Source organism: Streptomyces sp. DH24, assembly GCF_029813775.1.
GTDB lineage: Bacteria > Actinomycetota > Actinomycetes > Streptomycetales > Streptomycetaceae > Streptomyces.
The window spans coordinates 236,913-252,627 of the sequence record NZ_JARVKW010000007.1; the positions used below are offsets into that span (position 1 = coordinate 236,913).

15 protein-coding genes are annotated in these 15,715 nt (G+C 71.9%); 9 read left to right on the forward strand and 6 right to left on the reverse strand.

Features of this window, described 5'->3' with window-relative positions; translation table 11 throughout:
• Nucleotides 1–373 precede the first annotated feature (373 nt).
• A complete protein-coding gene (locus QC282_RS08600; protein ID WP_279548634.1) occupies nt 374–2,500 on the forward strand; it encodes a DEAD/DEAH box helicase in 2,127 nt (708 codons plus the stop codon).
• 201 nt (nt 2,501–2,701) lie between these two features.
• On the forward strand, nt 2,702–3,571 hold the full coding sequence (locus QC282_RS08605) for an alpha/beta hydrolase (RefSeq protein WP_279548635.1): 870 nt from the start codon (nt 2,702–2,704) through the stop codon (nt 3,569–3,571).
• A 101-nt stretch (nt 3,572–3,672) separates the two neighbouring features.
• Here QC282_RS08605 and QC282_RS08610 read toward each other — a convergent pair whose 3' ends face one another.
• Entirely contained in the window at nt 3,673–4,566 is an 894-nt protein-coding gene (locus QC282_RS08610; RefSeq protein WP_279548636.1) for an NYN domain-containing protein, read from the reverse strand.
• 244 nt (nt 4,567–4,810) lie between these two features.
• Between QC282_RS08610 and QC282_RS08615 the strand changes: the two genes are divergently transcribed.
• On the forward strand, nt 4,811–4,963 hold the full coding sequence (locus QC282_RS08615; RefSeq protein ID WP_279548637.1) for a hypothetical protein: 153 nt from the start codon (nt 4,811–4,813) through the stop codon (nt 4,961–4,963).
• Between the two features lie 81 nt (nt 4,964–5,044).
• Here the strand turns inward: QC282_RS08615 and QC282_RS08620 are convergent, their stop codons facing one another.
• The 3 genes from QC282_RS08620 to QC282_RS08630 all read right to left on the reverse strand — a co-directional run bounded on the left by QC282_RS08620 (nt 5,045) and on the right by QC282_RS08630 (nt 7,346).
• The gene (locus QC282_RS08620) at nt 5,045–5,650 is read right to left on the reverse strand and encodes a MarC family protein (RefSeq protein ID WP_279548638.1); all 606 of its coding nucleotides are present in this window, start codon (nt 5,648–5,650) and stop codon (nt 5,045–5,047) included.
• 65 nt (nt 5,651–5,715) lie between these two features.
• Nucleotides 5,716–6,573, reverse strand: coding sequence for a PHP domain-containing protein (locus QC282_RS08625; protein WP_279548639.1), 858 nt, complete (start codon nt 6,571–6,573; stop codon nt 5,716–5,718).
• Between the two features lie 131 nt (nt 6,574–6,704).
• A complete protein-coding gene (locus tag QC282_RS08630) occupies nt 6,705–7,346 on the reverse strand; it encodes a DUF6758 family protein (RefSeq protein ID WP_279548640.1) in 642 nt (213 codons plus the stop codon).
• A 212-nt stretch (nt 7,347–7,558) separates the two neighbouring features.
• Between QC282_RS08630 and QC282_RS08635 the strand changes: the two genes are divergently transcribed.
• The gene (locus QC282_RS08635) at nt 7,559–8,782 is read left to right on the forward strand and encodes an MFS transporter (protein WP_279548641.1); all 1,224 of its coding nucleotides are present in this window, start codon (nt 7,559–7,561) and stop codon (nt 8,780–8,782) included.
• A 41-nt stretch (nt 8,783–8,823) separates the two neighbouring features.
• On the opposite strand, the gene QC282_RS08640 is transcribed toward QC282_RS08635, so the two are convergent.
• Nucleotides 8,824–9,408, reverse strand: a complete 585-nt coding sequence (locus tag QC282_RS08640) for a suppressor of fused domain protein (RefSeq protein WP_279548642.1) — start codon at nt 9,406–9,408, stop codon at nt 8,824–8,826.
• 484 nt (nt 9,409–9,892) lie between these two features.
• On the opposite strand from QC282_RS08640, the gene QC282_RS08645 reads away from it, so the two are divergent.
• A complete protein-coding gene (locus tag QC282_RS08645; RefSeq protein ID WP_279548643.1) occupies nt 9,893–11,008 on the forward strand; it encodes a magnesium and cobalt transport protein CorA in 1,116 nt (371 codons plus the stop codon).
• A 23-nt stretch (nt 11,009–11,031) separates the two neighbouring features.
• Nucleotides 11,032–11,544, forward strand: a complete 513-nt coding sequence (locus tag QC282_RS08650; RefSeq protein WP_279548644.1) for a hypothetical protein — start codon at nt 11,032–11,034, stop codon at nt 11,542–11,544.
• 7 nt (nt 11,545–11,551) lie between these two features.
• Here the strand turns inward: QC282_RS08650 and QC282_RS08655 are convergent, their stop codons facing one another.
• Nucleotides 11,552–12,304, reverse strand: coding sequence for a hypothetical protein (locus tag QC282_RS08655; protein ID WP_279548645.1), 753 nt, complete (start codon nt 12,302–12,304; stop codon nt 11,552–11,554).
• A gap of 264 nt (nt 12,305–12,568) precedes the next feature.
• Here QC282_RS08655 and QC282_RS08660 point away from each other — a divergent pair, with 264 nt between their 5' ends.
• From QC282_RS08660 to QC282_RS08670, 3 genes are read left to right on the forward strand one after another with little or no spacing between them, the layout of a single operon-like run.
• On the forward strand, nt 12,569–13,852 hold the full coding sequence (locus QC282_RS08660; RefSeq protein ID WP_279548646.1) for a CBS domain-containing protein: 1,284 nt from the start codon (nt 12,569–12,571) through the stop codon (nt 13,850–13,852).
• A complete protein-coding gene (locus QC282_RS08665) occupies nt 13,842–14,435 on the forward strand; it encodes a DUF1003 domain-containing protein (RefSeq protein WP_279548647.1) in 594 nt (197 codons plus the stop codon). Before QC282_RS08660 ends, QC282_RS08665 begins: the two co-directional genes overlap by 11 nt.
• Before the next feature lie 44 nt (nt 14,436–14,479).
• A complete protein-coding gene (locus tag QC282_RS08670) occupies nt 14,480–15,613 on the forward strand; it encodes an Mrp/NBP35 family ATP-binding protein (RefSeq protein WP_279548648.1) in 1,134 nt (377 codons plus the stop codon).
• Nucleotides 15,614–15,715: the final 102 nt, after the last annotated feature.

Below are 15,715 nucleotides of genomic sequence, written 5' to 3' on the forward strand. Positions count from 1 at the left end.
CGCCTGCCGAGTACTCAGTGGCAAATCAGAGGCATCTCGACGGGGCGCACGCATGAGGATGCCCGGTCGGTGGCCCGATCGGCTCCGACCCGACAGCCCTCCGTGGCCGTACGCCTCAGTGCGTACGACGACCGGAGGGGACCCCTCAGCGGTACGAGCGCTAGAGCGTCAGCAGTGGTCCCGTGTCCTACGGCCCGACCGTACGGCGGCCGACGTCCCTGGCACGGTCCGACACGACCCCGCGCTCGCCTCGCACCGCACACACAGAAGAGGCAGCACCCTGACTACGACGTTCCGAGACCTCGGGATCCTCCCCGAGACCGCCGAAGCCCTTGAAGCCGTCGGCATCGTCACCCCGTTCCCCATCCAGGAGATGACCCTCCCCGTCGCCCTTTCCGGCACGGACGTCATCGGCCAGGCCAAGACCGGCACCGGCAAGACGCTGGGCTTCGGCCTGCCGCTCATCGAGCGCGTCACCGTCCCCGCCGACGTCGAGGCCGGCCGCGCCAGGCCCGAGGACCTCACCGAGGCCCCGCAGGCGCTCGTCGTCGTCCCCACGCGCGAGCTGTGCACGCAGGTCACCAACGACCTGCTGACCGCGGGCAAGGTGCGCAATGTCCGCGTCCTCGCGATCTACGGCGGCCGGGCCTACGAGCCGCAGGTCGAGGCCCTGAGGAAGGGCGTCGACGTCGTCGTCGGCACCCCGGGCCGGCTGCTCGACCTCGCCGGGCAGAAGAAGCTGAACCTGAAGCACGTCAAGTCCCTGGTCCTCGACGAGGCCGACGAGATGCTCGACCTGGGCTTCCTGCCCGACGTCGAGAAGATCATCAACATGCTTCCGGCCCGGCGCCAGACCATGCTGTTCTCGGCCACGATGCCGGGCGCGGTCATCGGTCTCGCCCGCCGCTACATGTCGCAGCCCACGCACATCCGCGCCACCGCGCCGGACGACATGGGCGCCACGGTCGCGAACACCACGCAGTTCGTCTACCGCGCGCACAACATGGACAAGCCCGAGCTGGTCTCCCGCATCCTGCAGGCCGACGGCCGGGGCCTTGCCATGGTCTTCTGCCGCACCAAGCGCACGGCCGCCGACCTCGCCGACCAGCTCAAGCAGCGCGGCTTCGCCTCCGGCGCGGTCCACGGCGACCTCGGCCAGGGCGCCCGCGAGCAGGCGCTGCGCGCCTTCCGCAACGGCAAGGTGGACGTGCTCGTCTGCACTGACGTCGCCGCCCGCGGCATCGACGTCGAGGGCGTCACGCACGTCATCAACTACCAGTCGCCGGAAGAGGAGAAGACGTACCTGCACCGCATCGGCCGCACCGGTCGCGCGGGCGCGAAGGGTACGGCGATCACGCTGGTCGACTGGGACGACATCCCGCGCTGGCAGCTCATCAACAAGGCGCTGGACCTGGGCTTCTCCGACCCGCCCGAGACGTACTCGACGTCGCCGCACCTCTTCACCGACCTCGGCATTCCCGAGGGCACCAGGGGCGTCCTGCCGCGCTCGGAGCGTACGCGCGCCGGGCTCGACGCGGAGGAGCTGGAGGACCTGGGCGAGCCCGGTGGCCGCGGGCCGCGCGGGCGCGGTGCCCGGGGCGGCGGCCGGACCGACTCGCGGTCCGGCTCCCGGACCGAGGAGCGGGAGCCGGAGCGCTCGGAGCGTACGCCGCGCCGCCGTCGCCGGATGCGTGGCGGGGCCCCGCTGGAGGAGGCCGCGTCGGCCGGTACGGCTCCGGTCGAGTCCCCGGCGACGGACGCCGTCGCCGCCTCGGACGACGCCACGGCCACGCGTACGCCGCGCCGTCGCCGCCGGATGCGCGGCGGGGTTCCGGCGGAGCAGACGCCGGCCACCGAGCCGGTGACCACGGAGCCGACGGCCGCCGAGACCGCGGTGGCCACGGCCGAGGGCACGACGACCGACGCCGCCGAGTCCCTGGAGAAGCCCCGTCGCCGCCGTACGCGGAAGTCGGCGGCGGCGTCCGAAGCGGTGACGCCCACCGAGACGGACGTGACGGCCGCGCCGGCCACCGACACCGCTCCGGCGGCAGAGGCCGAGCAGGCGGTGGAGGCCCCGGCCACCACCAAGCCGCGCCGCCGCACCCGCAAGGCCGCCGCGACCGCCGAGACGGCGCTCGACACGGCCGAGGGCGCCACCGAGGCGGCCCAGGCCGAGGAACCGACGGAGACCAGGCCGCGCCGCACGCGCAAGGCAGCGGCCACCGCCGAGGCCGCCGTGAACACCGCGGAGGGCGCGGAGGCCAAGCCGAAGACCCGCCGCACCCGAAAGGCCGTCGAGCCGGCCGAGGCCGGGCCGCCGGCCGTCGGCATCCCGGCGCAGGCCGCGCACGAGCCGGAGGCCGCGGCCCCGCGCCGCCGCACCCGCAAGGCGACGACGGCAGCGCCCGCCGAGTCGGCCGACGGTGGCACGACCGAGGCGAAGCCGAGGACGCGCCGCACCCGCAAGGCCACGGCGACCGCGGAGCCCGCGGACAGCTGACAAGCTGCCGGCTGAAAGCCACTGAGACGGCCCGGCCCCACACCACGTGGGACCGGGCCGTCTCGCGTTCCCTGGACCCCGTGATCCCGCGACCCATGAGCCGGACCGCCGCTCACAGTGGCGGGGCGGTGGCGGGGAGGTGGGGAGGCCCACGCCGCCGTCCCGAACACTCCCGTGGCGGTCACCCGCTACCCTCCCCCCGTGAGCAAGAACGCCTCCTTCCAGCGGCCCCCCGGCGCTCGTGCCTACGCGTTGCGTACCGCGCGTGGTGAGTTCGCCGTCGTCGACTCACCCGTTGCCGACGGCGTCGAGGCGCGCGGGGTCGCGTTGTTGCTGCCCGGGTTCACGGGCAGCAAGGAGGACTTCACGCTGTTGCACGAGCCGCTGGCGGCGCGCGGGTACCGGAGCGTCGCCGTGGACGGGCGCGGGCAGTTCGAGTCGGACGGCCCCGCCGAGGACCAGTCGGCCTACGCGCAGGAGGAGCTCGCGCGGGACGTCCTCGCGCAGGCCGCCGCCCTCGGCACCCGGGTGCACCTCGTCGGGCACTCCCTCGGCGGGCAGATCGCCCGCGCCGCCGTCCTGCTGGACCACTCCCCGTTCCGTTCGCTCACCCTGATGTCCTCGGGTCCGGCGCAGATCTCCGACGACCAGCAGGAGCGCGTGAAGCTGCTGCGGGACGCGCTCGCCGTGATGGCGATGGACGAGGTGTGGGTCGCGATCCAGACCATGGGGCCGCCCGAGGAGGTCGGCGGCCCGGCCCGCGGCCCCGGCGACCAGGCCCGGCTCCGGCGCCGCTGGCTGGGCACCAAGCCCGCCCAACTCCTCGCGACGGGACGTCAGTTGTGCGTCGAGCCGGACCGCGTCGCGGAACTCGCCGCCGTACCGTTGCCGTTCCACGTGCTGTCCGGCGCGTTCGACGACACCTGGCCGGTGCCCGACCTGGACGACATGGCGCTGCGTCTGGGCGCGCGGCGCACGGTCGTCGCCGGTGCCGAGCACTCCCCCAACACGGACCGGCCCCTGCCGACGGCCCGCGCCCTCGCCGACTTCTGGGACGACGTCGCGGGCTGAGAGCCGGAGCGCTCAAACAGGCGCCGCGCTGGGCCGTGTCCGCGAAGTGGCGCCTGCCGCGCGACGCCCTCCGGGCGACGACGCCACGTTGCGGACACGGCCTAGTACTGCGCCTGCAAGTGGCCCCAGAACCCGTCCCGCAGGGCGCGCCGCAGGTCCGCCTGGCCGCGCAGCGAGTACTGGAGCAGGCCTTCCGCCTCCACCAGCAGGTCCTGGTCGACCGACCCGGGCAGATACGGGTGTCCCGGCAGCAGTTCGACCAGCGCTTCCCTGCCCCGCGCCACGAGCCACTTCGCCGCGATCTGCGCGCCGACGAAGCGGACGTCCTCGCGGGTGGGCCGGGCGGCGGTCGCCTCGTAGGCCTGGGCCGCGCGCCGGGAGACGTACGGCTTGAAGAAGTCGAGGTCGAAGGTGCGCTGGCTGTCGACCTCCCACAGCAGGGGCTCCGCCTGGTTGCGGCCTTCCGGGGCCTCGATGCCCCAGAGGTGGACCCGGGCGCCGTAGCCCTGCGCCGCCTCCACCGCCGAGACCAGGTCCTCGTCGCCGCCGAGCAGGGCCGCGTCGCTGATGGCGCGGTGCCGGGCGAGTGACTCCAGGTCGGACCGGATGAGGGAGTCGACGCCCTTCTGCTGGTTGTTGGCGTTGAGGTTGCCGAGGCGGACCTTGACGTCGGGCAGTTCGGCGATGGACTGCTGTTCCGCCGTGTGGATGCGGCGCCGGGCGCCGTCGTACCAGTAGACCCGCAGCAGCCGGCTGTCCGCGAAGATCGTGCGGGCGCGGTCGATGAGCGCCTCGATCAGGCCCTCGGCGTCGAGGTCGAAGGCCCGCCGGTCCTCGGTGCCGGCGACCAGTCGGCCCGCGGCCGCGTACAGGTACCCCGCGTCGACGAAGATCGCATGGGTCGAGGGCGTCTTGGCCACCTCGGCGAGCATGCGCTGGAGCAGCTCGTTCGTGCGGTCGATGCGGGCGGTGAGGGCCGCGTGGTCTTCGTTCATCGCCTCTATTGTCCCGACGGTCACGCTGCGAACACAACCGGTCCCGGTCGGTCCCGTTCGGTCCGCCTCCAGTCACGACCGATCCACTTACCGGTGAGTAATTAGTCGTTCGAAAATTTTCTTTAGCGTAGGGAATGTTTGTAACACGCACCGCGTTGACTACGACGGAACACGGGCACTCCTGCGCCGTGGCCCCCACCAGTAGTTCTCCTTCAGGAGGATGACCAGACGAAGGGAGAAGCCGTTGCGCTTCGAAATCATGCGTCTCGACGACGTCGACGGGACCCCCGTGGACACGACGGTCGTGGACGCCGCCTCCGTCAACCGTATCGTTCAGCAGGCCGCCGCCATCGGGCAGCGGCTGTGGATCCGCCCCACCGAGGCCTCGGCCTCGTAACCGGCGGCACGCCTCTGCACACGCCCGGGAGCCCCGGTACGGACACGCCGTACCGGGGCTCCTCGCATGTCCGGCGCCCGGTCAGGACGTCTGGATCACCTGGGTGACGCCGTTGATGATCTGCTGCACGGCGATCGCCGACAGCATCATGCCCGCCAGCCGGGTCACCAGGACCACGCCGCCGTCCTTGATGACGCGGATGATCACGAGCGAGTAGCGCATCACCAGCCACAGCACGACATGGATAGCGAGGATCGCCGACCACACCGACACCTGCGTGGCGACGCTGTCGGCCTTCTGCACGGCGAGGATGACGGACACGATCGCGCCGGGCCCGGCCAGCAGCGGCATCCCCAGCGGCACGAGCGCGACATTGACGTCCTTGGTCTGCTTCGGCTCGTCCGTCTTGCCGGTGAGCAGGTCGAGCGCGATCAGCAGGAGCAGCAGTCCGCCGGCGATCATCAGCGCCGGGACGGACACGTGCAGGTAGTCGAGGATCTGGTGCCCGAGCAGGCCGAAGACGGTGATCACGCCGCCCGCGACGCAGACGGCCTGGAACGCCATCCGCTTCTGCGTCCGGGCGGGCCGCCCGCCGGTCAGCGCGAGGAAGATCGGGGTGATCCCGGGGGGATCCATGATGACAAAAAGGGTCAGAAAGAGAGAGCCGAAGACGGCGACGTCGAACATCGGTGAAGGGCCTTGCCGGAAGTGAGCGGGAGGGGTGGGAGCGAGGTCGCGCGCGGGCGCGCGGCTCAGGCTCCGCCGGTCCCCGGGACCGGGAACGCGCCGGTCGCGCGCCGGGTGATCTCCCCGTACACCTCGGGGTCGGTCGTGTACTCGCCGAGCACGCAGGTCTTGCGGCTGCCGTGGTAGTCGCTGGACCCGGTCACCAGCAGTCCCAGCTCGCCGGCGAGGCCGCGCAGCCGCGTCCGGGCGTCGGCGTCGTGGTCCATGTGGTCGACCTCGATGCCGTCGAGGCCGGCGGCGGCCATCTCGGCGATCGCGGATTCCGGCACCGTACGGCCCCGCTTGGCGGCGGCCGGGTGCGCGAACACGGCGACGCCGCCCGCGCCCTTGATCAGCCGGATCGCCTCGAAGGGGTCGGTCTCGTGCTTCTCCACGAAGGCCCGTCCGCCGTCGGCCAGCCACTCGGGCGTGAAGGCGTCGCCCACGGTCGGCACGACGCCCAGCTCGACGAGCGCGGACGCGACGTGCGGCCGCCCGACCGAACCGTCCCCGGCGATGCGGGACACCTGCTCCCAAGTGACCGGTACATCCAGCGCGTTGAGCTTGGCGATCATGCCCTTGGCCCGCGGCACCCGGTCGTCCCTGACCAGCTCGCGCTCGGCGAGCAGGGCGGGCTCCTCGGGGTCGAAGAGGTAGGCCAGCATGTGCATGCTGATGCCGTCGAGGCGGCAGGAGAGCTCGGCGCCCGTGACGAGGGTGAGCCCTTCCGGCAGCGCGGCGAGGGCCTCGGCGTGCCCGCGCGTGGTGTCGTGGTCCGTCAGCCCGACGACGTCCAGGCCTGCCGCGGCGGCCGTGCGGACCAGTTCCGCGGGGCTGTCCGTGCCGTCGGAAGCGGTGGAGTGGGTGTGCAGATCGATGCGCACGACGCTTACTCCAGGCGGTGACGGGACGGACGGGGACGCTCAAAGGATAACCGGACTTCCGGGCACCCCTGTCACACCCGCAGCCGCACAGCGCCCCCTACACCTTCGCCCAAGGGCCGCTCAGCGGGGTCTCAGGCCTCCAGCAGCCGGGGCGACAGCGCGCCGCACGGCACGAGTTCCACCTCGGCCCCGGCCTCCCGCAGGTCGGCGAGGACCAGCTCGTCGTACATCAGCAGTCCCGACTGCTCGGGCCACACGACCGCCCAGAGCCACAGGCCGAGCGCCTCGCCGGCGAACACGGCACGGTCGGCCGGTGTGCCGGAGACGTGCCACAGCGGGGTGGGGCGTCCGGCGGCCAGCACCTTGGCCTCGGCCGGCTTCTCCACGTTCATGCCGGGGCCCGGGTCGGGGCCGTCGATGCCGGCGTAGCGCGCGCCGAGGCCGACGCCGAGCTCCTCGGCCACCAGGACCATCTCGCCCATCCCGCCGAGCGGCCCCGGCCCGGTGCACGCCACCGCGGTGGCCCGGCCGCCGCTGCGGTCGTCACCGGCACAGGCCACGCCCGTGAACAGCCAGCCGACCGGCAGCGGCCACGGCATCCACACCGGGACCCGCGCGCGGCGCACGACGACGTTGAGGGCGTCGACACTGGGCGGGATCACCGGCTGCAGCGGGTGTACGGCGCCATGGACATCGCACTGCCACGAATCGGCGAAGAGACCGGGAGCCCTGACCCGGCCACCGCACTTCGGGCAACTGGGTTCGCCCCTCATAGAGCCCCACGGTCCTACCCCTGCCCCGCCACGTCAAGGACGATCACCCGTCCGGGGGGCGAAGCGCCGTACGGGCGCCGCCCCGGCCCAATCTAGATGCAACTTGCACTAATTAGCTCAGCTAACTTATTGTGTGTAAACGCCAACCATCTCCTCGTCGGAACCGTCGGCGCCCCCGGACCCGGGTGGCTTCCGCCGGGATTGGAGCAAGCATGGACCCCTTCGACGCGGGAGCGGGCGGGCTCCTGAAGCAACCGAAGGCCGTATGGGCGACCGCGGGCGCCTCCGTGGTCGCCTTCATGGGCATCGGCCTGGTCGACCCGATCCTGCCGTCCATCGCCCACGGCCTCGACGCCTCGGCGAGCCAGGTCTCCCTCCTGTTCACCTCGTACTTCCTCATCACCGCCGTCGCGATGCTGGTCACCGGATTCGTCTCCAGCCGGATCGGCGGCCGCCGGACGCTGCTGCTCGGCCTCGCGCTCGTGGTGGTCTTCGCCGGCCTGTCCGGCACCTCGGGCTCGGTCGGCGAACTCGTCGGCTTCCGGGCCGGCTGGGGCCTCGGCAACGCGCTGTTCGTCTCGACCGCCCTGGCCGTCATCGTCGGCGCGGCGGCCGGCGGCAGCGCGGCGGCGATCCTGCTGTACGAGTCCGCGCTCGGCCTCGGCATGGCGTGCGGCCCGCTGCTGGGCGCGCTGCTCGGCGACGCCAGCTGGCGCTACCCGTTCTTCGGCACCGCGTTCCTGATGGCGGCCGGCTTCCTGTGCATCGCGGTGTTCCTCAAGGAACAGCCGAAGACGGCGCGCAGGACGTCACTGCTGGACCCGATCAGGGCGCTCGGGCACGGCGGCCTGGCCTCCGCCGCCGCCTCGGCCTTCTTCTACAACTACACGTTCTTCACCGTGCTGGCCTTCACGCCGTTCGTGCTGAACATGACCCCGTACAGGTCCGGCGCGGTGTTCTTCGGCTGGGGCGTGCTGCTCGCCGTCTTCTCGGTGATCGTGGCGCCGCGCCTGCAGGAGCGGTTCGGCTCGCTGAAGGTGCTGGGCGGTTCGCTGCTGCTGCTCGCCGCCGACGTGCTCGTCCTCGGCTACGGCGACCACACCACGGCCGTCGTGTGCACGATCCTGTCCGGCGCCTTCATCGGCGTGAACAACACCGTCTACACCGAGCTGGCCCTCGGTGTGTCGGACGCGCCGCGTCCGGTGGCGAGCGCGGGCTACAACTTCGTGCGCTGGTTCGCGGCGGCGGCCGCGCCCTACTTCGCGCCGAAGATCGAGGAGTGGACCGACATCCACGTCCCGTTCGTGGTGGCCGCGGTCACGGCCGTGCTCGGCGCCGCGGTCGTCCTCGTACGGCGCCGGGCGCTCACGCGCGAGGCGGAGGAACTGGAGCCGGGGCACGCCACCGAGGACGGTGTGACGGTCTTCGCGAACTGACCGGCGCCGGACCGGCGTTGGGTGAGCTTCCTCACGCCTCGTCAGTCGAGCGGGACGGACCTGCGGGTCGGATCACGCAGGTCCGTCTTGTGCGCCAGCCAGCGTTCCCGGAGCGCCTGGGCGCCGTGCACGCGTTTCCAGGCGGCCTCGTTCGGCGTCATCGGCAGCAACGGCAGGAACCGCACGGGGTCGAGCGGCTCGTCGAGCTCCAGGTCCTCGACCAGACCGCCCGGCTCGGCGACCAGCACCGAGGTGAACGGGGCGCCGGGCCACAGGGGTTCACCCACGTCCAGCGAGGCGCCGGGGGCCACGACGACTCCCTCGACCTGCGGGGACGCGGCGAGCACGGCGAGCGGGCGGAGCACCTTGTCGGTGTCGGCGGCCCCGGCCCGCACGGACAGGACCAGTTCGGCACGCGGTCCGCCGACGGGGTCGGCGATGACGGCCGTGGGGTCCGTCATGGGGTGCGCGGACATGCCGAGCGAGGCGTACCGGACGACGTCGCCCTCCGTGAAACGCAGCACTTCGATGCGGTCGGTGCCGAGGAAGGTGACCGCCGCGCGCGCGTCCGGTTCGCCCAGCGCGGTGCGCAACCGGGCCTCGACCAGAGGAAGAACATCAGCCATGCGGCGAGCATAGAACTCGTCAGCGCACGGCAAAGCGGCGCCTTGACATGCCGGTCGGCTGATACTCTTGCCCGGTGTCGGGGCAGCACGCAGAAGCGTCGCGATCCAGTCCCGACGCCGATGAGACTCCCCAGGGAGTGGTGATCGTCCCTCAAGAGGGACCGGCCGGAGGAGGTGGGGCTGTCATGGATCGAAGTCGACCGTGCAGTACTACCCGCTCTTCCGACCGCTGACGCAGCTGTTCTGCTTCAGCCGGCTACCTGCCACCTCGCATTCGTGCCCACGGAAGAGCACTCCGTTTCGTTTTGCCTGATCTGTCTGATCTGTGTCAGTACCTGAATCAGTAGCGAAACTCGCCACCGCGACGGTGCGGTGCTCCCCGCTTTGTGGACGTGCCAAACATCCGCATTCAGGACGTCCCCATTCCGGGTAGTTCCACCCGTCGTCGGCGCCTTTCGTTGCCCGCCTGCGAAGGAGCCTGCTCATGTCGATGATCCGCGACCTGCGCGCCGTGGTCCGTCCGTCCCGTGTGTCGCTTCGCAAGGAGGGCGGGGCCTACGACACCACGCGCGACCCCGCGACGCCGTCCGCCGTCGTCGACTGCGCCGTCTACCGCGACGGCCGGCGCGTCCCGACCGAGACGCCGCTCAGCCCGCCCGAGGCGATGCGCCAGGTGCGCCGCGACGGAGGCTTCGTCTGGATCGGGCTGCACGAGCCGACGGAGGAGGAATTCGCCGGTATCGCGGGCGAGTTCGGGCTGCACCCGCTGGCCGTGGAGGACGCCGTCCAGGCCCACCAGCGGCCCAAGCTGGAGCGCTACGACGACTCCCTCTTCACGGTCTTCAAGACGATCCACTACGTCGAGCACGACCAGCTCGACGCCAACAGCGAGGTCGTGGAGACCGGCGAGGTGATGTGCTTCACCGGCCGGGACTTCTTCATCACCGTCCGGCACGGCGGGCAGGGCTCGCTGCGGGCGCTGCGGCACCGCCTCCAGGACGACCCCGAGCTGCTGATGAAGGGCCCCTCGGCGGTGCTGCACGCCATCGCCGACCACGTCGTGGACGGTTACATCGCGGTCGCCGACGCGGTGCAGGACGACATCGACGAGGTCGAGACCGAGGTGTTCTCGCCGGGCCGCAAGGGCACCCCGCGCGGCACCGACGCCGGCCGGATCTACCAGCTCAAGCGCGAGGTCCTGGAGTTCAAGCGCGCCGTGTCGCCCCTGATGCGCCCCATGCAGCTGCTGAGCGAGCGCCCAATGCGGCTGATCGACCCGGACATCCAGAAGTACTTCCGGGACGTCGCCGACCACCTCGCCCGGGTGCAGGAGCAGGTCATCGGCTTCGACGAGCTGCTGAACTCCATCCTCCAGGCCAACCTCGCCCAGGCGTCCGTGGCGCAGAACGAGGACATGCGCAAGATCACCTCGTGGGCCGCGATCATCGCCGTCCCGACGATGGTGTGCGGTGTCTACGGCATGAACTTCGACCACATGCCCGAGCTGCGCTGGAAGTACGGCTACCCGCTCGTCCTGGGGATCACGGTGGCCATCTGTCTGGGCATCCACCGCACGCTCAAGCGCAACGGCTGGCTCTGACGGGCCCTCGATAGGCTGGGCGCATGACAAGCCAACTGCTCGACCGGGCCCTCGTCGAGGAGGCCACGAAGAAGTCCGGCCTCATCTGGGTCAAGGCGCCCGGCGTCCCGGCCCGCGCGCTGTGGCACGTGTGGCACGAGGGCGCGGCCTGCGTCGTCGGCGACGGACCCGGGGAGCAGCCGCTCGCCGGACTGACCGACGGCGCCGAGGCGGAGGTCACGGTGCGCAGCAAGGACAAGGGCGGCCGGCTCGTCACCTGGTCCGCCCGCGTCGCCGAGCTGCCGTCCGGCTCCGAGGCGTGGCAGGCGGCGGTCGCCGAGCTGAAGGGCAAGCGGCTGAACGCCCCCGACGGCGAGGCCATGCCGGACCGCTGGGCCCGCGAGTGCCGCGTCGTGCGCCTGGAGCCGACCGGGCGGACGGCGGCGCTGCCCGACGGCTCGCTGGCCGAGGCGCCGCTGCCGACGTCCGCCACGACCCGCGAGCCGATCCCGGCCGGGCTGCCCCGGCTGCTGCTGAAGCGGCGCAGGCGGAAGTAGGTCCGGGCTAGGAGGAGGGCAACTGCCTGCCGTAGTCGAGGATCTCGTCCTGCGCCGGTTCCTTGAGGGCGAAGTCCTGGCCCCAGTCCGAGAAGCTCAGCGTGCCCGCGCTGCCCGCCCTGACCAGGCGCAGCGGATACGGCGTGCCCTCCAGGGACACGTCCAGCGTGCCGCCGGCGCCCTTGTCGCCGGTGATGCGGATGGTGCGGACGCCGGCCTGCTCGTGATGCCCGTCCGTCGCGAGCTTGCCGTGCAGCGTCAGCAGCCCCTCCAGCAGCAGGTCCTTGTCGGTGAACCCGCTGAACTTCTTGTACGAGGGGTCGCCCTGCGGCACCTTCACGTACTTGCCGCTGAGTTTCTCGGCCGCCGCCGCGTCGCCGTTGTCGCCCTCGCCGTCCGCGTGGCTCCAGAAACCGGCGTCGGCCTTGAGGAACAGTTCCTCGCCGGTCCTCATCAGCTGGAACGTCATCCCCTTGGCGGTGACCGAGCCGGTGCCGCCGTCGGACTTCAGGCGCATGTCGAGTTTGTACGTGCGTCCGCTGGTGACCACTGTTCCGTGAAGACGTACCGCTTCGGCGGCCTCGGCCACCTTCCGGGTCTTGGCCTGGATCTTGTCGGCCGGGAGTCTGCCGACCCCGTTGGTCCCCTCGTTCGGGTCCTCCTCGCCGCACCCCGTCAGCGCCGTCCCCGTGACGAGCAGCGCGCACATCGCGCTCACCAGCGCGGCCCTGCGGTTACGGCTCTGGGGAATCGCAGTCACAGGTGGGGCTGCCTTTCTGACGGAGCTGACGGAGCCGACCGGACCGGCAGGTCCTTCGAGGCGGACCGGGCGGCACGGCGTACCGCAGGGTACCGGGGCCGCGCGCGCCCGGCGGAGCCAGTCCGTCCGGACCCCTCACCAGGGCGTATCCGAACGGTACGGGCTAGCCTGAACCCCACCGAGCGGGCACTTCGGGCAACCGGAACGGACCGTGCAGTACACGGCGGTACGGACAGAACGCCGTACGGAAAGGAGGCGCGGCACATGGCAGCCGGCGCGCCCCGGATCTTCGTCTCGCACCTCGCCGGGATCGCCGTCTTCGACCCGACCGGCGACCAGGTGGGCCGCGTACGCGACCTGGTCGTCATGCTGCGCGTCGGGCGGCGGCCCCCGAGACTGCTCGGCCTGGTCGTCGAACTCGCCACCCGGCGCCGCATCTTCCTGCCCATGACCCGCGTGACCGCCATCCAGTCCGGCCAGGTCATCACGACCGGCGTGCTCAACGTGAGGCGCTTCGAGCAGCGGGCCACCGAACGCCTCGTCTTCGGCGAGCTCCTCGACCGGCGCGTCACGCTCGTCGAGACCGGCGAGGAGGTCACCGTCCTCGACCTGTCGGTGCAGCAGCTCCCGGCCCGTCGGGAGTGGGAGATCGACCGGATCTTCGTCCGCAAGGGCAAGAAGACGGGCGCCTTCCGGCGCGGCAAGGGCGAGGCGCTGACCGTCGAGTGGTCCGCCGTCACCGGCTTCTCCCTGGAGGAGCACGGGCAGGGCGCCGAGAGCCTGCTCGCCACGTTCGAGCAGCTGCGCCCCGCCGACCTCGCCAACGTGCTGCACCACCTCTCCCCCAAGCGCCGCGCCGAGGTCGCCGCCGCCCTCGACGACGACCGGCTCGCCGACGTGCTGGAGGAACTGCCGGAGGACGACCAGATCGAGATCCTCGGCAAGCTCCAGGAGGAACGCGCCGCCGACGTCCTGGAGGCCATGGACCCCGACGACGCGGCCGACCTGCTCGCCGAACTCCCCGTCGAGGAGCAGGAACGGCTGCTGAGCCTGATGCAACCGGGCGACGCGGCCGACATGCGGCGCCTGATGTCGTACGAGGAGCGCACGGCGGGCGGTCTGATGACCACCGAGCCGATCGTGCTGCGCCCGGACGCCACCGTCGCCGACGCCCTCGCCCGGGTCCGCAACGCCGACCTGTCCCCGGCGCTCGCCGCCCAGGTGTACGTCTGCCGGCCGCCCGACGAGACCCCGACCGGCAAGTACCTGGGCACCGTCCACTTCCAGCGCCTGCTGCGCGACCCGCCGTACACGCTGGTCGGCTCGATCATCGACGACGACCTCCAGCCGCTGGCGCCCGACGCCGCGCTGCCGGTCGTCGCCGGGTTCTTCGCGGCGTACGACATGGTGGCGGCGCCCGTCGTGGACGAGGCGGGGGCGCTGCTCGGCGTGGTGACGGTGGACGACGTGCTGGACCACATGCTGCCGGACGACTGGCGCGAGACGGAGTTCCACCTCGACGAGGAGGCCGGTGCGGATGCCTCCTGAGCGCGAGGGCGTCCGCGAGCGCACCCCGGCCGGGGCCACCGCGGCCGGCCGGCACCGGGCCCGCCTCGACCAGCCCCGCCCGCCGCGCCGCCGGATCCTGCCCGAGTGGGACCCGGACGCCTTCGGGCGGCTGTCGGAACGCATCGCGCGGTTCCTCGGCACCGGGCGGTTCCTGTTCTGGATGACCATCGTCATCGTGCTGTGGCTCGTGTGGAACGTGGCCGCGCCGCGCGAGCTGCGGTTCGACGAGTACCCGTTCATCTTCCTGACGCTGATGCTGTCGTTGCAGGCCTCCTACGCGGCCCCGCTGATCCTGCTCGCGCAGAACCGGCAGGACGACCGCGACCGGGTCAACCTGGAGCAGGACCGCAAGCAGAACGAGCGGTCCATCGCCGACACCGAGTACCTGACCCGCGAGATCGCCGCCCTGCGCATCGGTCTGGGCGAGGTCGCGACCCGCGACTGGATCCGCTCCGAGCTCCACGACGTGATGAAGGAACTGGAGGAACGGACCAACGGCCATCACGACCGTGGCGTATTCCCGGCAGGTCACCCGCGGCGGCGTGACATAGACGACCGCTGACGGGGCTTTCCAGGCCCGGTGCCGGGCGCCGTACCATCGTCCTTATGGCTACGGAAGACGCGGTGCGCGAAGCACTGGCGACGGTGAACGACCCCGAGATCAACCGGCCCATCACGGAGCTCGGGATGGTCAAGTCGGTGGAGATCGGCGCGGACGGGGCGGTCGCGGTCACCGTGTACCTGACGGTCTCCGGCTGCCCCATGCGGGAAACGATCACTCAGCGGGTGACCGAGGCGGTCTCGCGGGTCGAGGGCGTCACCCGCGTCGACGTCACGCTCGACGTCATGAGCGACGAACAGCGCAAGGAACTGGCGAACGCCCTGCGCGGCGGCCAGACCGAGCGCGAGGTGCCCTTCGCCAAGCCCGGCAGCCTGACCCGCGTCTACGCGGTCGCGTCCGGCAAGGGCGGCGTCGGCAAGTCGTCGGTCACGGTGAACCTGGCGGCGGCGATGGCGGCCGACGGCCTGAAGGTCGGCGTGGTGGACGCCGACATCTACGGCCACAGCGTGCCGCGCATGCTGGGCGCCGACGGACGCCCCACCCAGGTCGAGAACATGATCATGCCGCCGTCCGCCCACGGCGTGAAGGTCATCTCCATCGGCATGTTCACCCCGGGCAACGCCCCGGTCGTGTGGCGCGGCCCGATGCTGCACCGCGCGCTCCAGCAGTTCCTGGCGGACGTGTACTGGGGCGACCTCGACGTCCTGCTGCTCGACCTGCCGCCCGGCACGGGCGACATCGCCATCTCCGTGGCCCAGTTGGTCCCGAACGCCGAGATCCTCGTCGTGACGACGCCTCAGCAGGCGGCGGCCGAGGTGGCCGAGCGGGCCGGTTCCATCGCCGTGCAGACCCACCAGAAGATCGTCGGCGTGGTCGAGAACATGTCCGGCCTGCCCTGCCCGCACTGCGGCGAGATGGTCGACGTGTTCGGCACGGGCGGCGGCCAGGTCGTCGCCGACGGCCTGACCCGCACGACCGGTACGAACGTCCCGGTCCTCGGCAACATCCCCATCGACGTCCGCCTGCGCGAGGGCGGCGACGAGGGCAAGCCCGTGGTCCTGACCGACCCGGACTCCCCCGCGGGCGCGGCCCTGCGCTCCATCGCCGGAAAGCTGGGCGGCAGGCAGCGCGGCCTGTCGGGCCTGTCCCTGGGGATCACGCCGAAGAACAAGTTCTAGGACGTGGTTCCAGGACGCATGCCTGGGACCACACCGACACACGGAAGGGGCGCCGCACACCCCGGCGCCCCGTCCGTCACCCCTGCGGCGCCGCCGTCACGC